We start from the raw sequence: 19,039 nt of genomic DNA, 5'->3' as shown, positions 1-19,039 counted from the left end.
TATGTTAATTGTTTAATTTTAAAATGAGGATATCACAAGGCATAGCCTGGGTTAAAGTAACGGCTGTATCTCCCATAATTCTGTCGAAGATATTGCTATCTTCATTATTTCCAATAACGACTAATTCAGCGCCAAGTGCTGCTGCTCTGCTTGGAATGACATCGTCAGGAATCCCTTCTTCAAAATGCAATTGATCATCCATTAGTGAATAGTCATGAATGTAAGATTTTAATTGCTCTAAGTGTTGTTCTTTCACAGACGCTTGGCGTTTGAATCCGCGTTTCGAGTTATAATCTACTCGCATGGAGCCGATCTCACCGTAAAAACAATCGGTCACATGCATATGCCCACCTAACAATCCGGTCAAACGATCACTGATAGATAAAATATGCTTGTTCATAAGCACATTTTCGTGCGCTTTATCTGCCATATCGATGCAGGCCATCACTTGAATGTCTTGATCCCATTCTCTAGGTTTAATCATCCAAACGGGAAGTGGGCAATCACTTACAAAATACTTATCTAATCCACTGCGGAATAGCTTTTTGAATTCACCTTGCTGTACAGGTGCTTTTATCACTAGGTCAAATTTTCTATCTTCAATTAATCTTTGAGTTGCTAGCGAGGTTTTTTCTTGCCATGAAAGAAAGGTTTTATCGAGTAATTCAACTGTTTTGAGTTGCTCAAGTTGCTCTTTTACATCTTCCCGCAATTGATCAACCATATCGCCTAGGTCGTCGTTCAGTGCTGATTTATTTTTTACCGATAACACAGCGAAACAAGAAATTAACACACTCATCTTTGCGTCCATGAGTTTGCACATTTGACTTGCTCGCGTCAGTGGTATTGCAAAATCTTCAGAGGCATCTAAAACCACTAGAATATGTTGGAAAGGCGCAATGGTGGAATCCATCCTAGGCATCCATTCGTTACTTTGTTTACATCAGTGTAACCTAGTATATGATGAAAAAATAGACACCAAAAACAACTTCAATATTAAATTAAAAGACCCGCTCCACCAGCAATAACTGCATATAACAGTAAAATAATGGCAGTCCGTTTTAAGATAACACCATCTTTATTTTGTATACCTAAGATTGAGGTAACGGCTACAATATTATTAATACAAACCATATTACCCATGGCTGCGCCTACAGACTGGAGCGCTAGAACAGTGGTAAGATTTAATCCCAGTTGAGTAGCGATTGATTGTTGAATGCCGGCAAAGGTTAAATTTGAAATCGTTGCTGAACCAGAAAAAAATGAACCTAACGCGCCTAATACAGGCGCGAAAAACTGCCAGCTTTGTCCCGTGACTTCAGCCAAATGATTACCGATTTGGGTAACCGGCGACTGGTCATCACCAAACATCATTAGATTCACAAATACTAAGGCGCCAAGTAACGCAAAGAAAGGCGATTTGATTTTATCCATAGTATTTTTTGCAGTATGTTTAATAGATCCTTTGCCAAACCAAACAATGGTAATTACACCAATCAATAAAAAAGGCAAAATAGATGGCACATATAAAAACGCATGTTGCCAAGATTCATCTGTACCCAAAATATTTTGTAAACTGACCACAAGTGCACTGCTAACTGAAAGATCGCCAAAACTGCCTAAGGATAATCCGAACGCAGGCGATTTAGCCTGCAGCATTGATTTAATTCCCAATTCTTGAATGCGCGTAATCACCAGCAGAAGTACCGTACCCAACAACGGGAAACTGGCTTTAAACAAGGTGCTTAGCGTTAAGTCGGCGGTTGTATCTTTGCTGTCAGATTGGGCAAAATCTTTGGATAATCCGATATTATATTTTGCTAACAGAAGGGTAACCACTAACCCAATCATGCCGCCAAGTAAAGACGGGAACTCATAGCTTATGAGGCTTAAAAGTAAATAGGGCAAAGTACATGCGAAGGTTGAAGCTAATACAAATATCCATTGGCGCAAGATAGCAGTTCGCTGTTGCAAAATGATGTACAGGGCAGCTATCACTATAAAAGGTGCCGCTATGGTATTCAGTAACGCCGCTTTCCAAGCAATTTCAGATATTTGGGCACTGCTGAGATCAACGACTGAAAGACCGAACCATATTGGCGTTCCAACTGCGCCAAAGGTCACTGGAATGGTATTTAATACTAAGCAGAAAATTGCGACTCTGAGGACTGGGAATCCTAGACTGTATAACACTGGCCCAGCAATCGCCGCTGGTGTCCCAAAACCACTAGCACCTTCGATTAAAAATGCAAACGCCCAACCTATAATCATCACCTGCGCTAGTTGATTTGTACTAACACTGTTTAACCATTGTTTTATCAGATCCAAGGCACCAGAAACTTCCATGGCCTTAAACAGAAATATAGCGCCAGCAATAATAGAAAGTGGAGTTAAGGCAAGCAACAATCCGCTTATCACGGTGGCATTCAGTTGCAATAGATCTTGCTTAAATACAAACAGGCTGATCAGATATATTATCAGCGCACTTAAAGGTAACGCTTTACTTGATGCCATACTCTTGGGTTTGGTCATCAAATAAATCAGAAGCAAAATAGGAAGATACGAAAAAAATAGTGAAAGCATCATGCTAGCCAAACATCCGTCTACTAACATCAGTATACGCAAAAACCTTGTTGGCTTAAGCGACTTTTAGATAAAACAAAACCCTGATTGTTTCAGATCAATAGGTTTGCGCTAGCAACCTGATTAAATTGCCTTGTTTATTTGGCATTTTTTACTGGATTAGCATAATTGGCAATGAGATATTCTTGAGCATGTTCGGGTAACTGTTTAAGTTTATCTGCTAATCGCGCTTTACAATCTTCGGTAATATCCTTGTTCGATTCACCAGCGGCTAAATAGTTGATTGGATATAGTTGATAATGCTTGTGTATTTGCTCATCAATATGTTCAGCTAGGGCGACAGGTGTCTCAAAATCAGCGTCAATTACCTCGCCGAAATTCACACTAATGCGGTATTTGTTGCCGATAATCCCTTGAATAATACTTTCGATATCTTCGAATTCGCCTTTATTGTAAATGCCTAAATCTTTGCGTTGATATAGCTCTTTTGCTTTGGCTATATCGCAAGGATCATTTTCGTAAGAAATTGCCACAGGCACAATATTCAACGATTTCATGTACTCAGAAAATGGAATACCTTGTTGCTTGCCTGCCACGTAAAACATTTTCAAAATAGCCGGATCTGTGATGTCCATGCCATCTTTAGCTCGCCCTTCCCTGTGTGCAATCCAAATAGATTTGTTGCTACTTAGGGAATCACGGATAAAATTGGATAGCTGAGTCAATGTTTTAAGCAATTCTCTTGGGCCTTTCACCGAACGCTTAACCACAAAGCCTTTATTTAGCTTCATAAGCTCAGTCACGCTGGTTTTTTTTAGCAGATTATCGCCGAAAGCTATTAAGGCTGTTTGGTGTCCCGCCCTATGCAGTGCAAAATTCACCAGAGCTGGGTCCATTGCAATATCTCTGTGATTTGAAATAAAGATATAGGCTTTATTGGGATCAAGTTTGTCCAACCCATTTACGCTGATGCCTTTACTTGTGCGCACTAGTAGCTTATCTAAGTGCTCACCGACCTCATTTTGAATATGGGCAACGGTTTTAAATTTACGCCATTTAAAGCGTAGAACCAGCTTTACAAATGGACTAAGCAAAGTAGACATCCAGCGCGGACTATGTTCAAAGCGGTGATTGACGATAGCATTGATAAACTCTTGATCGTTTATCAATCGCTCAATGGAAGCAGGCACCTGCTCGTCGTTGTATGGTTGGATATCTTGGTAAGGGCTTGGCTCTGTCAGCATTTATTTGGTTACAGCGGGCTAAAAACCGCACATTTTACCCATCTATGTGCATTTAGCTAGTGCTAACAGCAAACTCTTTGATCTAACTTGTAAGAACTTCTACTTTGTATCGATTATTACTCTGTTCTACTTTTAATTGCCAATGCATTTCTTCTGCGATACGTGTCATTAAATATTGTCCGTGTCCCAAACCCTGATAATAGGGGCGAGATTCATTTCCTGTTATCGCATTTTCAAAAATTACTGTATTGCCTTTTGAATATATGTGCATCCCTGCGCTATTACTGTGATAGAAACCATTGTTCACCAAGTTTTGACATAACAAACTTATCAGGTACTCATTGCCTGTTACCATTAATCCATTATCCACTTCTAAATCCACATTGAAATTTGCCTGAGGATATCTGTTGTAAATACTTAAAATAGATTTTTCGACGATTGGCACTATGGGCTGCTTAGTAAATTGAAGATTTTCCTGTCGAGCCAACGCAAGTAACACTTCAACGGTTTGCTCTAATTCTTTAGCAGCTTGGAAAATCACTTCTGTCGCTTGCGGGTGTAAGCTGGTGTTTTGGTTAAGCGATAAGGTATTTTTTATTAATGTGATGGGGGTTCTTAACTCATGACTCACATCTCGGGTAAAATTCTGCTCTCGTTGCAATAAGGCTTCTATTTGTGAATATGAAGCTTCTAACGCTTTGGCTAGTTGCCCGATTTCATCAGCTCGCTTAACTCCGTAAATCGCGGTTTCTTGGTTCTTAGCTCTCAAGGCCACATCTTGAGTTAGGTGCTGAATCGGGGTCGAAAGCCATTTAGCTAAATACCATGTGCTGAGTAAGCTTAAGATTAGCGCTCCGACTATCACGCTATTAAACAAAAGCGGCATAAATTGATTCAAATGTTCATTTGCTTCTAGAGTAGAGCTATTCATCAAAAGCACCCAGGCATCACTATCTTTACTACTGCCCTTTGCAAACAAATACTTGTTGCCGTCTAACCAGACGTCACCTCTTTGACCCGAAAGTGCTATAGAACTAAATTTTTCCGGTAATTTAGCTTCTTCATACAGTTGTACATAATCAGGTAACAGGTATTGATGGGAGCTTAAGTCCTCAGCCGTCATTTGTTCGAGCTGCGCGACTTGTTGATTTAAAACCGATTGATACGCATTGGTTTGGGCTGAATCAACCAATAACATAGTCATTCTTGCGAAAAATAAGCAAACCACAATCAATAGAACAGAAAATACCGCACGTAAACGACTATTCAGACTTTTGAACTTAATCATCAAGATCCTTCAATTGATAGCCTATATTACTAATGGTATACAGAACCTGTGCATCCGTATAAGCTTCAAATGCTTTGCGCAGGGCATAAGTGTGTGATTTTAAAGCATTACTTTCTGGAGGATTATCTCCCCACAAATGCTGCACGAGTTCAGAACGACTAACGGGATATGGATAAGCTTCAAGTAGCTTATGTAAAATTGAGAATCCTAGCTTGGTAATTTTTAACGGTTGGCCATTCCAGCAGGCGGAATGTGCCCTTGTATCTATGCTCAACGCGCCTTGGGTTATTTCTGTGTTGGCATGTAATTGCGGTCGTCTGGCCACAGCTTCACATCGTAAAGCCAATTCTCGTAAATCAAAGGGTTTGGTCAAATAGTCGTCCGCTCCTTGTCCAAAGCCTTTCACCTTGTCTTCAAAAGCATCTCTTGCCGTTAACATTAGAATCGGAATGTTGCGAGTAGCTGTTTGTTTGATAGTGCGACAAACTTCTAAACCATCTATGTCCGGCAGGTTTAAATCCAATATGATAATATCAAAATAATGATTCAGCGCTAACTCTATGCCTTGCTTGGCCGTAGATGAATAATCGGTTTCCCAGCCATGAACTGCCAGAAAATCTAAAATCTGAGTCGCAATGGCTTCATTGTCTTCAATCAGCAATATATGTAACTTCTTGCGCATGGTCTTCCTCTACACTAAAAATCCACGTCCATTTTACGGTTTCGCAAGTGATATTAAGGTGAAATTAACCGGCTTTTATTCGCTATTTTGCCTTGGTATTATCCAATAAAATATTGATAAAAACTAATACTCCAAACCACAAGAGCAAACATCAACGCAGTAAAAACGCCCGCCGAACCTAGATCTTTGGCGCGACCAATCAGTGGATCGTATTCCGGTTTTAACGCATCTGCTACTGACTCAACTGCGGAATTTACAATCTCTGAAAACAACACAAAAACCAAGCTAGCTATTAACAGAATCCAATGCACCAAAGTTTGCGCAATGAAAAAGCTCACAGGAAATAAGAGTGCAGAAATAACCGTGTATTGTCTAAAACCAGATTCATAGCGCCATGCTGCCCCGTAGCCTTTCATCGAGCAGCTAATAGCTCTTGGAAGCCTTTTCAAGCCACTGACATTTTTGCTGATATCGGGTTTCACTTGCTCAACAATTGGTTAAGTTCTGACAAAATAGCTTGACAATCAATGCTATCTCCCTGCTTGTGCGCTAATGCTTGTGCTTTTTCGGCTCTTGCTAAAGAAGCGCCTGATAACTTCTGTGCGACCTTACTCAGCGCTTGCATTTTTTCTATTTCACCACTGCATTGCAGCACCACATCGCAGCCAGCCGCTATTGCTTGCTGAGCTTTAGATTCGACCGTACCACTTAACGCATGCATATCGATATCGTCGGTCATAATCAAACCTTCGAATCCTAAATTTTCTCGGATTATTCCCTGAATCACTTTTTGACTTAAAGTACCAGGAAACTCAGGATCAATTTGGCTGAAATTGATATGCGCGGTCATCAGCATGCTTTGATCATTGAGAGCCTTAAAAGGTATAAAATCCCAATCCGTGAGTTCAGTTAAAGAAGCGTCTACATAGGGTAATTCTAAATGACTGTCGGCAGTTGCTCGACCATGTCCAGGCGCATGTTTAATCACAGGTTCAACGCCACAGGTCTGTAATCCCTCTATTACGGTTTTAGCTAGAGTGATAACTTGTTCAGGTGTCGCGCCAAAGGCTCGCTCAGTCACTATGGTAGACGCATTTTGTTGTGGGATATCTATCATAGGCGCACAATTGACATTTATGCCCAAGGTTTTCAGCTCATGACCAATCAATATATGGTTTAATAAACAAGCTCTTAGTGCTTTCTCTGGATCTTTAGCATACAGCTTAGCAAACACAGTTGGACTTGGAGGAATTCTCCAGTATTTTTCTGGTAAGCGAGAAACTCGTCCGCCCTCTTGATCAATAAGTACAAGCGCCCTTTCATTTTGGGTTACCTGACGAAACTTTTCGGTTAACGCTGTCACTTGAGTTGGGTTTTCTAAGTTTCGAGCGAATAAAATAAGCCCCAGTGGCTTTAACTCTGAAAAAAGTGCTATTTCTTCGTTACTCAATTGAGTAGACGCTATCCCTAAAATAAGATTGCTGGGGACTGTCATTTAACTACCTATAAAATTTTAATTGGGAAAACTGATTTTCCCCATACTGATGTTGGGTCTTTGCTCATCGCTATTGGCAAATGTTTGCGTTCTTCCGGCAACACATTCATTGGCAAGAAGCGCAAACAAAATAGCTTCCTTAGCATCAGGATCAATACCAAGAGCTTGAGTAGAGGATATTACCGCATTTTTGGATAAATTCTGTAATTTAGTTTCCAGCACCTGCATTAACAAAGGATTGTGAATACCGCCGCCACTGACATAAACAGACAATTTTGTTGCGTTGTTTATGTAGGATTCCATTGATTCAATAATAGTCTCTGCTGTAAACGCAACTAAGGTTGCCAAAAGATCTTCGACACTCATATTTTCATTGCCAGACGCTAGCTGCGCTTGTTTTACAAAACTCAGATTAAAGACTTCTGGGCCTGTGGTTTTTGGGATGCCTTGGTGAAAAAAATCATGCTGTTTTAACACATTTAACAAATCTGGACTCACTTTACCCGCGCTGGCAAGTTGAGCATCTTTATCGTAATGCAAATTTGGGAAATGCGCTCTCACAACAGCATCTAAAATTGTATTTCCTGGTCCAACATCTGAACTAATAACCTGTTCAAAGGTTGCGTTTTTAGGGAGCCAAGTGAAGTTGGCAATGCCGCCAATATTCAACAATATGCGATCTTCTTGCTGACTAACAAATTGCAAATAATCGCCATAAGTCACTAAAGGCGCACCTTGACCTCCAGCGGCAATGTGTTTTTGCCGAAAATCGCTTAGCGTAATAATTCCTGTAGATACTGCAATATGGTCGCCATCACCCAGTTGCAAAGTTGCGTTGGGGAAATCTACAAGTTTATGCTGTAGTGCAGGAGCATGAAAAATCGTTTGACCATGACTAGCAATAAGATCGACCTCTCCAGCCGTTAATTGGTTCTGGGCTAAAAACTGATTGATCAATTTAGCATGGTACAGCCCAATCCATGGATTTAGCAGACATAAATGCTGCAAGTCACCTTGGGACTGCGCAAACACTTTGAGTACTTTATCCCTGTATTCTGCATCATAATTTAAGGTAGCAAATTGCAATAATTCGAGGCGAGTATGCTGGCCACAGCCCGATACTTTACACAGGGCAAGATCAAGCCCATCTAACGAGGTACCACTCATTAAACCTAAAATAATGCGCTCATCTTTACTTGCGATTTGTTGTAATCGCGTTATATCGTCAAACACTTAGGGTAAGCCAAACAACTAATTTATTTTGGATAGCCGTCTCTCAACTGAATATCGATTGCTCGTAATACATCCGTTCGATTTATCGTGCCTTGTAAAAAGCCCTCTTCGTCAATCACTGGATACACCTTGGGTTTTTCCCCTAACATTCGTTGGGCCAGTTCCAATACTGAATCATAACTATTCACTGACAGCACTTCGGTTTTCATGATGTCTTTCACTCTCGCGACTTGCTGGCGATAGTAACTCGATTCTAACATACGAGTAAGGCAATCCTGTTCTGATAAAAAACCAACCAGTTGACCTTGTTCGGTTACTACAGGACCGCCAGTTTGGTGAGTATCTAATAACTTCTCTACCGCTTCTGCTACAGACATTTCTAGGGTGAATTTGGCGGGTCTCTTGTTCATGTAATCGCTAATTTTGAGTGATTCCATGATTACTCCTCGCAATTTTTCTTATTCGGATACATTTAGCATAACCCTTTTTGTTAATTTATCAGCTTTTTTTTGCTTAATTTTTGTATAAATAAATTGCTAATCTCTGATTTATAGGCCTTGTGAAGTAGTTGATGAATTTTTTATTCGACTAAAGAATTATCTTGTAAATCAGTCTCACCGGCACCCGTTAACAAAATGTTACATAGTGATAATATAGAGACACATCTTAAGGCATATACTGCTAACTATGACAAAACGCCATTTCTAGTTAATGGCTTTTCAATCTAAGTGCTAAATTGAGAAATCTTATGGGTCAACTTTATAAGTTTGACAATTGGACCTTTAACTCCGACACCGGAGAGGTGTCTAATGGTGAAACCGTAAAACGACTTGAACCTACGGTTGCGCGTCTATTAATCTACATGATTGAAAACCCAGACAGGTTGCTCACCCGCGATGAACTTATTGAAAATGTATGGGACAATCGCATTGTTTCCAATGAACCAGTTAATCGCTGTATTTCAATTATCCGGCATACCCTTAGTCATCAAGCCAAAAACCTTTACATTGAAACCCTTCCTCGCAAAGGCTATATCGCGCACTTCTCAAATGTAAAAATATGCCACTTACATCAAGAGCATAAAGTTTCAAACAGTGAACTTGAAGAAACTATTTCGGTTAACAATGAGAATAACCCAGACAAATCTGCTAAAAATAAATCCGTATTTGCGGCTATTATTTTATCCACCGCGCAAAGGGGTGCATCAGTAAGACCTTGGTTTCCAGTTTTTCTTATCTTTAGTCTTTTGTTATCTAGTGCTTTATTAAGCATTAATTTGTTCAAAAAAGACGGACCACCGCAAGCGTCTAAAGCGCCCAGTATTGCCGTGATGCCTTTTACCTATTTTAGTAATGAGCAGGATTCAGCCTCAATGGCATTGGAGATGACTGATACTGTGATTCATTTGCTCTCCAGAATTCAAAGTGTCGAAGTTGCTGGCAAAACGTCAACCAATGCTATCGCTAAAAAAGCGCTGACAGCCAAACAAATTGGTGACACTTTACAAGTTGAGCATATTTTAGAGGGCAGTATTCAGATTCATGATAATCAAATACGAGTCATGGCGAGAATTATCGAAGCGGCGACTGAAAAAGAGATTTGGTCGGGTCATTTTGATGGCGATGCAAATAATATCTTTCCCATTCAAGATGAATTAACGACCTCTGTAGTGGGTGTGTTAACAGGTGCTTTTGATCCCGATGCCCTTACCTATCAACCTGATTCAGAAGTGGTATCTTTAATTCGAAAAAGCCTTGTCGAAATGCAAAAAGATACGCTATCAGGCTATAACGCAAGCGTTAAAATACTTGAGCAAGTGTTAAAAATAGCACCAGAATACAGCACTGCTAATTTGCTATTAACTCAAATGCGAAACAAACAGCTAGATCCAAGGTTTATGCATGAAAATGTTTTTTTTGAAACTATCTCAGATGGAAGCCCGACCTCGGATAAAACTAAGATGAAAAGCATAATTAAAAGTTCTTTTCGTAGCTTTACCAGTGAGCCTTGTTCAGCACCGATTAGCGCCGCTTAAATATAAAAAGAATTGAATTTTAAAGCAATAAATTGGACACTTAAAAAATGAAAAAAGGATTTAGATATTTTCTTTTGTTACCCTTAGCGATTGCATTATACGGTGGATTTAAGACCGGCGAATGGTTTTTTCCTTTGTGGATAATGGTCTTTTGTTTAATTTGTTTTCTTTGTACCTTAAAAAGATTCAGCTCTGCCGTAAATAGTATTTCAGATCTTGTAGGTGGAGGAAATAATGATGGCAACAACTAAATTTATTTATCAAATCAGTATAGCTTTGGATAATTATAAATGAGAATCGGACCTGCCCTTGCTCGTTTATCTCTAAAACCCAAGCCAACTAAAGGTTGTGAACGCTGTAGTTTGAGGTTCCCTCAAGAAGATGCAGAATGTCCCTATTGTTACGGTCTTTCTGATGGCGAACTTCAACAGGTCAAGCAACAAATCAAATCCCAGCATGATGCAAGAGCTAAACTCGGGAGAATATTTTTAGCAATCACAGTTATCATTGTGATTTTACTTTTGCTTACTTACTAAAGATATGGCTGATACATCCGTTTTCTTAAGGAAAGCGCTGTTTTTGATGTAACACCCGCAAAATGTGAATAACATCATCAATTATACAGTATGAGACAATCATAGAGACCTCAGGAATTATCAATAATCTCCCAGGTATACCTTGTCTCTCAACGCCCATCAAAGGTTGCTGTAATAAATTTTCCACTTTTGATTCAATTATTAAATCGGTCTTTTCAGCAACTGTTGGATTAAACTCATACAGAAATTCAAAAATAGCCGCACGATCGTCCAATGATCGTTTTTCCCATAGGATCATTTATTCGCTCTATTTCTAATTTTTTCTTTTCTGGCTTCCATGTCTAAACTCGCTTCTTTATGCTTTACAAATTCGCTCGTACCGCTCTCTAACCCTTGAAATGCAGCATTGATTTGTTCAGAAAGCCAACTTTCATGTGTCAAAGCTCTGCGTTGCTGCTCTGCAAGTTCTTCCGTCAGCTGTCTACAGGCATCACTTAGGGTACGACCTTGGCTTTCAGCCATTTGCTGAGCCAAACGTTTGGTTTCTTCATCAACTCTAAATTGTATGCGAGTATCCATAATAGTCCCCTTTAAAATGTGCGCACAAATGTTAGCACAAGACCAATACTTTTGTGAATGTCTTGCAGACATTGAATTTATTGTGCGGAATGAATACATTAGAGCGTGTTTATCTTGATGATCATGTTAATCATCGAAAAAATAGCTAAGGCGCATCATGTTAAAAAAATCCCATACCATCTCGGTACTAGTCATCGGTATAGTAGCATTTAATCTTAACGCGGAGATTAAAGAAATCACCCTGCTACACACCAACGATATCGAAAGTGTTTATGAGCCTTTGGAAGCGGCATGGCGTGATGACATTGAGCTTATTGGCGGAACGCCTTATTTGGCAACATTGATTGAGCAAGTTAGGGCTAAAGAAACCACCAGCTTTTTATTTGATGCGGGTGATATCTATACAGGAGCGCTATCTAAAAAGTCGAAAGGCAAATTGCCTTTTGATCTGTATACCGCAATGAAATACGACGTTATTACTTTGGGTAATCATGAATTTGAATATGGTTGGCAATCATTGATCGAAACTATGCCAAGAGCCGGCTTTCCAGTACTAAACGCAAACATTGTACATAAAGATTCTGGCACTATGATCGCTCAACCTTATACCATTTTAGAAAGAGATGGCGTACGCATTGGTGTTGTCGGGGTCATGGGTATAGATGCGTTTTACAACACTACAGCCGTATTTCAAAGGGAAGAACTGACCATAAAGGATCCTATTGAAACGGCGCAATACTGGGTCGACCTTATTCGTCCCGAAGTTAATATGGTGGTGGTATTAACCCATCAAAATAAAACTGCCCCCATGCAAACCAACAAAGAATCTGACCCTTCTGTACAACGCGGCTTTCATGAAGACTATGCTATGGCGGGCAAGCTTAAAGGGGTAGATGTTATCTTTGGTGGACACTCTGATAATGGATTACCCGAGCCAGAAGTGCACCCAGATACAGGCACTGTTATCGGTATTACCTTTGGACAAGCCATGCACTTAGGCTATACCAAGTTCAAAGTGGATACCCAAGGTCATAATGTTGAGTTTATTGAAGGCAGACTCATTCCCGTAGACGCCGGCAAGCTCAAGGCAAACCAAAAAGCCTTGGGGTTAATTCAAGCACAACGAGCAAAATATCCTGAAGTGACCGAACATGTGGGAATCCTAGACAAAGCCGCCATGCGTAGATACAACAAAGAATCCAGTATCGGCAATTTGCTTACCGATATGATGCGAAAAAGTGCAGATAGCGATATCGCCATGATGAATTCTGGCGGCATTAGAGCCGATCTCAATGCTGGAGAAATCACCCGCGAACACTTGATCAATGTATATCCATTCGTTGATAAGCTTTCCGTGGTCGAACTTAGCGGTAAACAAGTTAGAGAACTTATAGAATACAGCTGTACCTTGCCTTATGGAATTGGGCAATTTTCAGGCGTTGAGATTGTTTATGACTCATCTTTACCTGAAATGCAGCGGGTGAAGAGTATTTCAATCAATGGTACTCCTCTAGTCATTGAACAAAACTATTCAGTAGCGACCACGGCTTTTGTCGCCAAAGGTGGTGATGGTTATAGCGTATTTACTAAAGGTAAACCTCTAGCCTCTGACACCATGATGGCTGACGCTTTATTTGACGGTTTACATCAATTAAAGCAGGTCACTTTGCCATCTTTGGGAAGACAAGTGGATTTAGCTGAATAGAAAAGCTTATGGACTATAATATTATAGTCCATTACTTTTTTTGATCGCCATAAGATTCACGATATCTAAATGATTTTGTTAATGATTTTTTCATCATAAGTAAATTAGAAAACAATCATTTTTTCATCACCCTTTTTTTCATTTACCGGCCTATAGTGAAATCGTCGCCAGTCAACTTGAAAGCGACATCTCTCCCAAAATAGTAAATATGATAGGTGATAACATGAAAAGCAGAGCAAAATTAATATTAGCAGTATCGGCTTCTTTAGCGTTTCTATTTTCTGTTAACGCGAATGCAGGAAGCAGCATTCAATATACAGATTCAGACAAAAGAATGTTGGTAGAAGTTTGCAAGGCAATAAAAAGCAATTCCAAAGTAAAGTTAAACAAAGTACTGCATAAAAATCGCATTACTTTTGATGAAATGGCCAAAGGTTTGGTATGTAACGGTCAGGATGCTTTATCGTTTGCGAAATACCATGATGCTGATGAAAATTTTGATTTGATAACCAAAAGAACCAAAGCCCGTGAAGAAGAAATAGTCGCGAGCCTAAATTAAAGCTTTAAAAGGTTTGTTCTAGCAATCGTCTGAAGTACGCAGCCAATACACACACTTTGGGAACACATACTGCGATAGACGATTCCCCCCTTTTGGTTAGGCAGTTTGAATTTAAGAAACGGCAACTGCATCAGTACTATAAGCGATGTACCAATCAATAAAAGCCTTAGGTTTAACTGGGTGTGATAGATAGTAGCCTTGTACCTGATCGCAACCAAATTTTTCCAACAAGCGCAAACTCTCTTTGTCTTCAACGCCTTCAGCAACTACTCGTAAATCTAACTTATGGCCCAAGGCTATGGTGGAGCTTACAATATTTTGATCAATTTCTGATTCTGATAAGGTCATAATAAAACTCTTATCAATTTTAAGCTCATCAATAGGCAAGTGTTTGAGTTTCGAAAGTGATGATTGTCCTATCCCATAATCATCTACGGAAATTTCAAAGCCAAGGGATTTCAAATAGGTAAGTCGCTCAACCACTAACTCTTCGTTATCCACTAGGTCACGCTCGGTCAATTCAATAATAATTTGCGCCGCCGAAACATCATGAATGGTCACTTGATCGAGCAGATAATTTACAAATTGCGGATGTTGGATATCTTGTGCCGACATATTAATAGCCACTTTAAAACTATGGCCCATTTTGTGCCATTGTGCTAATTGCTTAACGACAGCTCTTATTACCCAGCGGGTTAAGGTGACTATTAATCCGGATTGCTCAGCCAAGCCAATAAAGACTTCGGGATTCACAAACTCACCATCTTTGTCAATCCAGCGGATTAAAGCTTCGGCTTTATCAACACTTTGGGTTTTTAAATCTAGTTTGGGTTGATAGGTAAGATATAACTCTCCATTGTCAGCTTCTAACGCAACGCGCAAATTCTCGATGATTTGCAACTTGGATAAATAGGCTTCATCTTCACCATCCCTATAGAATCGAATTCTAAGTTGCTCATTTCTTGCAGCATTCATTGCAATAGCAACGCGTCTAACTAAAACATCGGCCGAATTTTTCTGATTAAAACTCGATACAATAGCGATTCGAAAATTTAAATTCAGAGTTAACTCACCCATGGTATAGGCGCGACAAAGGTTATTGTAAAGATCGTCTACAATATGGTTTATTTTGGTTACTACTCGGTATTGAATGCAAACCAAAAAGTCGTCACCGCTTAGACGAGCTGCAAAAGCTGCATTTTGTTCTTCGTTTGTGCCCAAATAATGAGATAACCGCAATGCGACTAATTGCAAAATTTTGTCGCCTATTTGCGGGCCCATGGTGTCATTTACTTGGGAAAACTGTCGTACGTTAATCCCAACTAAGATAAACCTGTTGCCCGTTGAGATTTCCTGCTCAATGCGAGCTAATAGATGCTGACGATTCAATAAATTGGTCAGTTTGTCATGCTCAGCTTGATAAGTAATTTCAGATTCTCGAGTTTCAATAGCGTTTTCCATCGCAATAAATGCGCTATTGAGATCTCTTATTTCTGGTGAAGATGATGCTTGTAATTCAGACACTGAAAATTCACCTTTGGCGATGCGCTTAGTGACTTCAATCAGTTGAGAGAGAGGTGTTGTTATGCGGCGAGAAACCCAGCCGGACAAGATAACTGAAAGTAAAATTACACCGAATCCTAATACAAATAATGAAGTAAATAATTGGGTCAATTCTTTATTGTTTTCCCTCAAAGATTTACTAATAACGATGGATACGTCGGCTGGCCGGTCCAACAATATACGCTTATATTCGTATTGATTTTCCCGCCAATAGGCCATCTGATTAACCATAATGGAATAACGTTTTTCGTTTAATTCAGGATTTGTCCGCTCACTAAATCCCATAACATTCTGCCCCTTGTACAAAGAAAGGGACAATCCGGTCAATTGGTTTAGTTCATTTAGTGCAGATGAATCTAGTTGATAGCCCATTACGACAAAACCTTTGGTGGACTCATACAAATCAATCTGCACTGATAGCAGCAAATGTACGTTATTGTTCATTTCGATAAATTGGAACTCTGGCGACTTCAATTTGATACTTACCAGAGCATTAGTAATTTGTTTTACTGATACCTTGTTTTTATTAGCAGCCGCATGGATTTCTTCGTTTGCACTTAACAATACGACCACATCCGCATTAGTTTGCGCGTAAAGATTGTCCATGACTAATGTCTGATTAGCTTTATTTGAAGTAAGCAGGCTTCGTTTAAACTCTGAATTTTGATTAAGACTCTTAGCTGCAGATGTGAGTAAATCTTGCTTGGCATCTATGTATTGAAGAATGACGTTTTCAGCAGCATTCATATGACGTGAAATTTGTGCCTTATTGTACTTAACCGACTGATACCAATAATTCAAAGAGAGCACACTGACCGTTAAGATGACCAGGCTCAATGTGAGTATCAATATCTGTGTACTAAGGCTTAGCTGCCGAAATTTACCTAAAAATATCATCCGGTTGTATTTCTTAGTCCCTGCAGGTAATAGTGCTTCAGTGTTTTTTATTACGGCAACAAAAATTTCTACTGCGTAAGTTTATTTCACTTTAATTTGACTTTGTTAACCTGATAATGAAAACCTTTACCTATAGGGTTTAATTAACGTTACTGGCTAACGTCCATATATTCCCATAGGGTATCGGCAGTAAAGCTTGGCAAATTAGCAATGTTTATGATATTGCTTGATTTTTATACTTTAGAAGGAGAGCAATTTTGCGTTTACAGGGTAAAACAGCTTTGGTGACAGGGGCAGCCCGAGGCATTGGCTTAAGTATTGCCTCCATGTATATAGAGCAAGGTGCAAACGTTATCCTTTCAGATGTTAATGATGAAGACGGAATGCTACGCACAAGTGAACTTGGTAACTGCGCCAGTTACCTCCATTTAGATGTTGCTAGCGCTGATGATTGGAAAACGGTGGCAAAATCAATATCAGATACCTTTGGTGGATTGGATATTTTAGTCAACAATGCAGGTATCACTGGCTTTTTAGAAACCTCAGGGCCCCATGATCCTGAGAATTTGGATATGGAAAGTTGGCACAAAGTTAATGGCGTAAACATTGACGGAGTGGTTTTAGGTTGTAAAACCGCAATAGGATTAATGAAAAACTCCAATGGCGCAAGTATTGTGAATATTTCATCACGCTCGGGTATTGTTGGTATTCCGGCAGCCGCAGCTTATGCCGCAAGTAAGGCTGCAGTGCGAAATCACACTAAAACCGTTGCCTTGTATTGTGCTCAAAAAGGCTATCCTATTCGCTGTAATTCTATTCATCCCGGCGCAATATTAACCCCCATGTGGGACGCCATGTTAGGTGAAGGCGAAGCGAGAGAACAAGCAATTAAACAGGTGTCATCTGACGTGCCTTTAGGTCGTATGGGCACCCCAAAAGATGTGGCTTATGCGGCAGTTTATTTAGGCAGTAACGAATCTCAATATGTTACCGGAATCGAACTTAATATCGACGGCGGAATTTTAGCTGGTAGCAGCGCCGCGCCAAGTCAAAAGGAATAGTGTTTTCGCTGAAAGATAAAAATGGAATTTAAAGCAAATAGAAAAAAAGTGTTTCTTTATTGGATTCTAAGCAGCTTGATTGTTGCTTTTGTAGCGACAATCCTATCGCTGTATTATTGGGACTACACCTAGGTTTCTGAGGCAAATGTAAATTGGCAACCAATTGATGACATTCTCGGAATGATTGCGGTTTTACCATTGGGTTTTCTATTTTCCTTTGCAGCACCTTGGGGTTGGTCAAGTATTTCGGGGGTGGCATTATCACTTTGGCTAAAAGACTTAAGACTGCTCTTGATCTCATTAATAAGTTGTGTAATTTTCGGTATATACTGGCCAAAAGTATTTGTGGCCTTAATGTGTAGTGCCAAAGTTAAAACACTTAATGCCTGGCTTAACCAAAGAAAACTTACCTGAAATCTGCAAGGACATTCAGATATCAGCTAAATATATAAGTGCTGGTACATGGATTTTTGATCTGCTATTAATAGCTAAATCAAAAAAACGCCCCCTTCGGGGCGTTAAAGTGTAACTTAGAAAAGTATACAGAACTGTGTCAAAGACAAGGAAAAACAGGCTGGGAATTAACCTTTACAAATTTTCACTGAATTACAGTTCGATATACAATATTTTTTAAGCGATAGCTATCTAATGAACAAAGTTAGGTTAACCAAGGAATAACTTACATGCCCAACAAATGGTTTTCTGCTGTGTTAGGGTTCTTATTTCCCCCTTTAGCTTTTATATATTTGGCAAGATTTAAGTGGGCATTGGTATACTTTTTAGCCGCTGTAATAACGGGTATATTGGACTTTGTCCTGAATAGAAAACTTGGATATTCAGGATTGGGATTTATGCTCTCTATTGTTTGTTGCATTCATGCTTTTGAAATGGCAAAAAATGTTATTTTTGAAGATGGCCGTAAATGGTATAGCAAATGGTGGGGAGTGCTTATAATTCCGGTTATACTCGTCAGTAGCATATTTTCCTTCCGGTCTTTCTTATATGAGCCATTCGAAATGCCATCTAAATCCATGTTTCCAACATTAAGCGTTGGAGACCACATTGTAGTGTCGAAGTTAGGTTATGGTCTTTATGGAACATTCGGAATCGAGGTGTTGAGTACTGAAGTTGATTCCAGAAAAAAGCCTAAAAGAGGCGAAGTATTTGTTCTATATCCACCAAACGAGTCGATGCTAGTTGTAAAAAGAATAATAGGTATACCTGGTGACATTGTAGAGTTTTCAAATAAACAACTTACAATTAATGGTGTAAAGATTGAAACAACGAGAGGAGACGACGGTAATACCTATATTGAGAATTTAGGAGAGAATCCTTATTCTGTTCAATATTCATTACAAGGCATCCCAAACCGGAATTTTCAATTTAGGGTTCCTGAAAATGCATATTTTGTAATGGGTGATAACCGAGACAATTCAAGAGACAGTAGAATGTGGGGAATGGTACCTGCAGAAAATATTGTGGGTAAATTAGTTTTGATTTGGTAGTAAACTTAACCAGAGACGCGCTTTTCTCCTGACTGAAAAAGTGCCTCGTATTCTAAACTCTACGCAAGCGTAGG

At 39.5% G+C, this 19,039-nt stretch carries 18 protein-coding genes; 6 read left to right on the top strand and 12 right to left on the bottom strand.

All coding sequences use genetic code 11. From position 1 onward, the window contains the following. Positions 1-4: 4 nt before the first annotated feature. From ACNKW3_RS03160 to ACNKW3_RS03120, 9 genes are all read right to left on the bottom strand, one after another. On the bottom strand, positions 5-913 hold the full coding sequence (locus ACNKW3_RS03160; RefSeq protein ID WP_427397815.1) for a universal stress protein: 909 nt from the start codon (positions 911-913) through the stop codon (positions 5-7). 83 nt (positions 914-996) lie between these two features. Further along, on the bottom strand, positions 997-2,583 hold the full coding sequence (locus ACNKW3_RS03155) for an L-lactate permease (RefSeq protein WP_427398176.1): 1,587 nt from the start codon (positions 2,581-2,583) through the stop codon (positions 997-999). A 137-nt stretch (positions 2,584-2,720) separates the two neighbouring features. After that, positions 2,721-3,827: a 1-acyl-sn-glycerol-3-phosphate acyltransferase gene (locus ACNKW3_RS03150; protein ID WP_427397814.1), complete on the bottom strand. Its 1,107-nt coding sequence runs from the start codon at positions 3,825-3,827 to the stop codon at positions 2,721-2,723. A gap of 82 nt (positions 3,828-3,909) precedes the next feature. Beyond that, the gene (locus ACNKW3_RS03145; RefSeq protein ID WP_427397813.1) at positions 3,910-5,115 is read right to left on the bottom strand and encodes a sensor histidine kinase; all 1,206 of its coding nucleotides are present in this window, start codon (positions 5,113-5,115) and stop codon (positions 3,910-3,912) included. Next, a complete protein-coding gene (locus ACNKW3_RS03140; protein WP_427397812.1) occupies positions 5,108-5,797 on the bottom strand; it encodes a response regulator transcription factor in 690 nt (229 codons plus the stop codon). Before ACNKW3_RS03140 ends, ACNKW3_RS03145 begins: the two co-directional genes overlap by 8 nt. A 98-nt stretch (positions 5,798-5,895) precedes the next feature. Then, on the bottom strand, positions 5,896-6,213 hold the full coding sequence (locus ACNKW3_RS03135; protein WP_427397811.1) for a diacylglycerol kinase: 318 nt from the start codon (positions 6,211-6,213) through the stop codon (positions 5,896-5,898). Positions 6,214-6,275: 62 nt separating this feature from the next. Beyond that, a complete protein-coding gene (nagZ, locus tag ACNKW3_RS03130) occupies positions 6,276-7,292 on the bottom strand; it encodes a beta-N-acetylhexosaminidase (RefSeq protein ID WP_427397810.1) in 1,017 nt (338 codons plus the stop codon). An 18-nt stretch (positions 7,293-7,310) separates the two neighbouring features. After that, positions 7,311-8,525, bottom strand: coding sequence for an anhydro-N-acetylmuramic acid kinase (locus ACNKW3_RS03125; protein ID WP_427397809.1), 1,215 nt, complete (start codon positions 8,523-8,525; stop codon positions 7,311-7,313). Positions 8,526-8,548: 23 nt separating this feature from the next. Next, positions 8,549-8,962, bottom strand: a complete 414-nt coding sequence (locus tag ACNKW3_RS03120) for a CBS domain-containing protein (protein ID WP_427397808.1) — start codon at positions 8,960-8,962, stop codon at positions 8,549-8,551. Between the two features lie 311 nt (positions 8,963-9,273). Here ACNKW3_RS03120 and ACNKW3_RS03115 point away from each other — a divergent pair, with 311 nt between their 5' ends. Together ACNKW3_RS03115 and ACNKW3_RS03110 are read left to right on the top strand one after the other, a co-directional pair. Further along, the gene (locus ACNKW3_RS03115; protein WP_427397807.1) at positions 9,274-10,560 is read left to right on the top strand and encodes a winged helix-turn-helix domain-containing protein; all 1,287 of its coding nucleotides are present in this window, start codon (positions 9,274-9,276) and stop codon (positions 10,558-10,560) included. 290 nt (positions 10,561-10,850) lie between these two features. Continuing rightward, a complete protein-coding gene (locus ACNKW3_RS03110) occupies positions 10,851-11,096 on the top strand; it encodes a hypothetical protein (protein WP_427397806.1) in 246 nt (81 codons plus the stop codon). A 25-nt stretch (positions 11,097-11,121) separates the two neighbouring features. On the opposite strand, the gene ACNKW3_RS03105 is transcribed toward ACNKW3_RS03110, so the two are convergent. Both ACNKW3_RS03105 and ACNKW3_RS03100 read right to left on the bottom strand, forming a co-directional pair. Beyond that, positions 11,122-11,394: a type II toxin-antitoxin system RelE/ParE family toxin gene (locus ACNKW3_RS03105; RefSeq protein WP_427397805.1), complete on the bottom strand. Its 273-nt coding sequence runs from the start codon at positions 11,392-11,394 to the stop codon at positions 11,122-11,124. After that, positions 11,391-11,675: a damage-inducible protein J gene (locus ACNKW3_RS03100; RefSeq protein ID WP_427397804.1), complete on the bottom strand. Its 285-nt coding sequence runs from the start codon at positions 11,673-11,675 to the stop codon at positions 11,391-11,393. The genes ACNKW3_RS03105 and ACNKW3_RS03100 overlap by 4 nt, the downstream gene beginning before the upstream one ends. A gap of 157 nt (positions 11,676-11,832) precedes the next feature. Between ACNKW3_RS03100 and ACNKW3_RS03095 the strand changes: the two genes are divergently transcribed. Both ACNKW3_RS03095 and ACNKW3_RS03090 read left to right on the top strand, forming a co-directional pair. Beyond that, positions 11,833-13,380 (top strand): bifunctional metallophosphatase/5'-nucleotidase, encoded by a 1,548-nt coding sequence (locus tag ACNKW3_RS03095; protein WP_427397803.1) that lies wholly within the window; start codon positions 11,833-11,835, stop codon positions 13,378-13,380. A gap of 223 nt (positions 13,381-13,603) precedes the next feature. Next, a complete protein-coding gene (locus ACNKW3_RS03090) occupies positions 13,604-13,939 on the top strand; it encodes a DUF3718 domain-containing protein (RefSeq protein WP_427397802.1) in 336 nt (111 codons plus the stop codon). 111 nt (positions 13,940-14,050) lie between these two features. Here the strand turns inward: ACNKW3_RS03090 and ACNKW3_RS03085 are convergent, their stop codons facing one another. Beyond that, positions 14,051-16,399: an EAL domain-containing protein gene (locus ACNKW3_RS03085; protein ID WP_427397801.1), complete on the bottom strand. Its 2,349-nt coding sequence runs from the start codon at positions 16,397-16,399 to the stop codon at positions 14,051-14,053. Positions 16,400-16,656: 257 nt separating this feature from the next. Between ACNKW3_RS03085 and ACNKW3_RS03080 the strand changes: the two genes are divergently transcribed. Continuing rightward, the gene (locus tag ACNKW3_RS03080; RefSeq protein WP_427397800.1) at positions 16,657-17,460 is read left to right on the top strand and encodes a glucose 1-dehydrogenase; all 804 of its coding nucleotides are present in this window, start codon (positions 16,657-16,659) and stop codon (positions 17,458-17,460) included. Between the two features lie 683 nt (positions 17,461-18,143). Then, a complete protein-coding gene (gene lepB, locus ACNKW3_RS03075; protein ID WP_427397799.1) occupies positions 18,144-18,965 on the top strand; it encodes a signal peptidase I in 822 nt (273 codons plus the stop codon). Positions 18,966-19,039: the final 74 nt, after the last annotated feature.

It is taken from the genome of Glaciecola sp. 1036 (genome assembly GCF_050306235.1).
Classification (GTDB): Bacteria; Pseudomonadota; Gammaproteobacteria; order Enterobacterales; family Alteromonadaceae; genus Glaciecola.
Note: the sequence above shows the minus strand (reverse complement) of the source record. Positions and strands in the feature narration are given on the sequence as shown.

What these genes read in the sequence shown, in the direction of transcription:
- ACNKW3_RS03155 (WP_427398176.1), bottom strand. Translation starts at nt 2,583, where the DNA reads ATGCTTTCACTATTTTTTTCGTATCTTCCTATTTTGCTTCTGATTTAT.
- nagZ (WP_427397810.1), bottom strand. Translation starts at nt 7,292, where the DNA reads ATGACAGTCCCCAGCAATCTTATTTTAGGGATAGCGTCTACTCAATTG.
- ACNKW3_RS03095 (WP_427397803.1), top strand. Translation starts at nt 11,833, where the DNA reads ATGTTAAAAAAATCCCATACCATCTCGGTACTAGTCATCGGTATAGTA.
- lepB (WP_427397799.1), top strand. Translation starts at nt 18,144, where the DNA reads ATGCCCAACAAATGGTTTTCTGCTGTGTTAGGGTTCTTATTTCCCCCT.
- ACNKW3_RS03150 (WP_427397814.1), bottom strand. Translation starts at nt 3,827, where the DNA reads ATGCTGACAGAGCCAAGCCCTTACCAAGATATCCAACCATACAACGAC.
- ACNKW3_RS03090 (WP_427397802.1), top strand. Translation starts at nt 13,604, where the DNA reads ATGAAAAGCAGAGCAAAATTAATATTAGCAGTATCGGCTTCTTTAGCG.
- ACNKW3_RS03160 (WP_427397815.1), bottom strand. Translation starts at nt 913, where the DNA reads ATGGATTCCACCATTGCGCCTTTCCAACATATTCTAGTGGTTTTAGAT.
- ACNKW3_RS03135 (WP_427397811.1), bottom strand. Translation starts at nt 6,213, where the DNA reads ATGAAAGGCTACGGGGCAGCATGGCGCTATGAATCTGGTTTTAGACAA.
- ACNKW3_RS03110 (WP_427397806.1), top strand. Translation starts at nt 10,851, where the DNA reads ATGAGAATCGGACCTGCCCTTGCTCGTTTATCTCTAAAACCCAAGCCA.
- ACNKW3_RS03100 (WP_427397804.1), bottom strand. Translation starts at nt 11,675, where the DNA reads ATGGATACTCGCATACAATTTAGAGTTGATGAAGAAACCAAACGTTTG.
- ACNKW3_RS03085 (WP_427397801.1), bottom strand. Translation starts at nt 16,399, where the DNA reads ATGATATTTTTAGGTAAATTTCGGCAGCTAAGCCTTAGTACACAGATA.
- ACNKW3_RS03140 (WP_427397812.1), bottom strand. Translation starts at nt 5,797, where the DNA reads ATGCGCAAGAAGTTACATATATTGCTGATTGAAGACAATGAAGCCATT.
- ACNKW3_RS03145 (WP_427397813.1), bottom strand. Translation starts at nt 5,115, where the DNA reads ATGATTAAGTTCAAAAGTCTGAATAGTCGTTTACGTGCGGTATTTTCT.
- ACNKW3_RS03120 (WP_427397808.1), bottom strand. Translation starts at nt 8,962, where the DNA reads ATGGAATCACTCAAAATTAGCGATTACATGAACAAGAGACCCGCCAAA.
- ACNKW3_RS03115 (WP_427397807.1), top strand. Translation starts at nt 9,274, where the DNA reads ATGGGTCAACTTTATAAGTTTGACAATTGGACCTTTAACTCCGACACC.
- ACNKW3_RS03105 (WP_427397805.1), bottom strand. Translation starts at nt 11,394, where the DNA reads ATGATCCTATGGGAAAAACGATCATTGGACGATCGTGCGGCTATTTTT.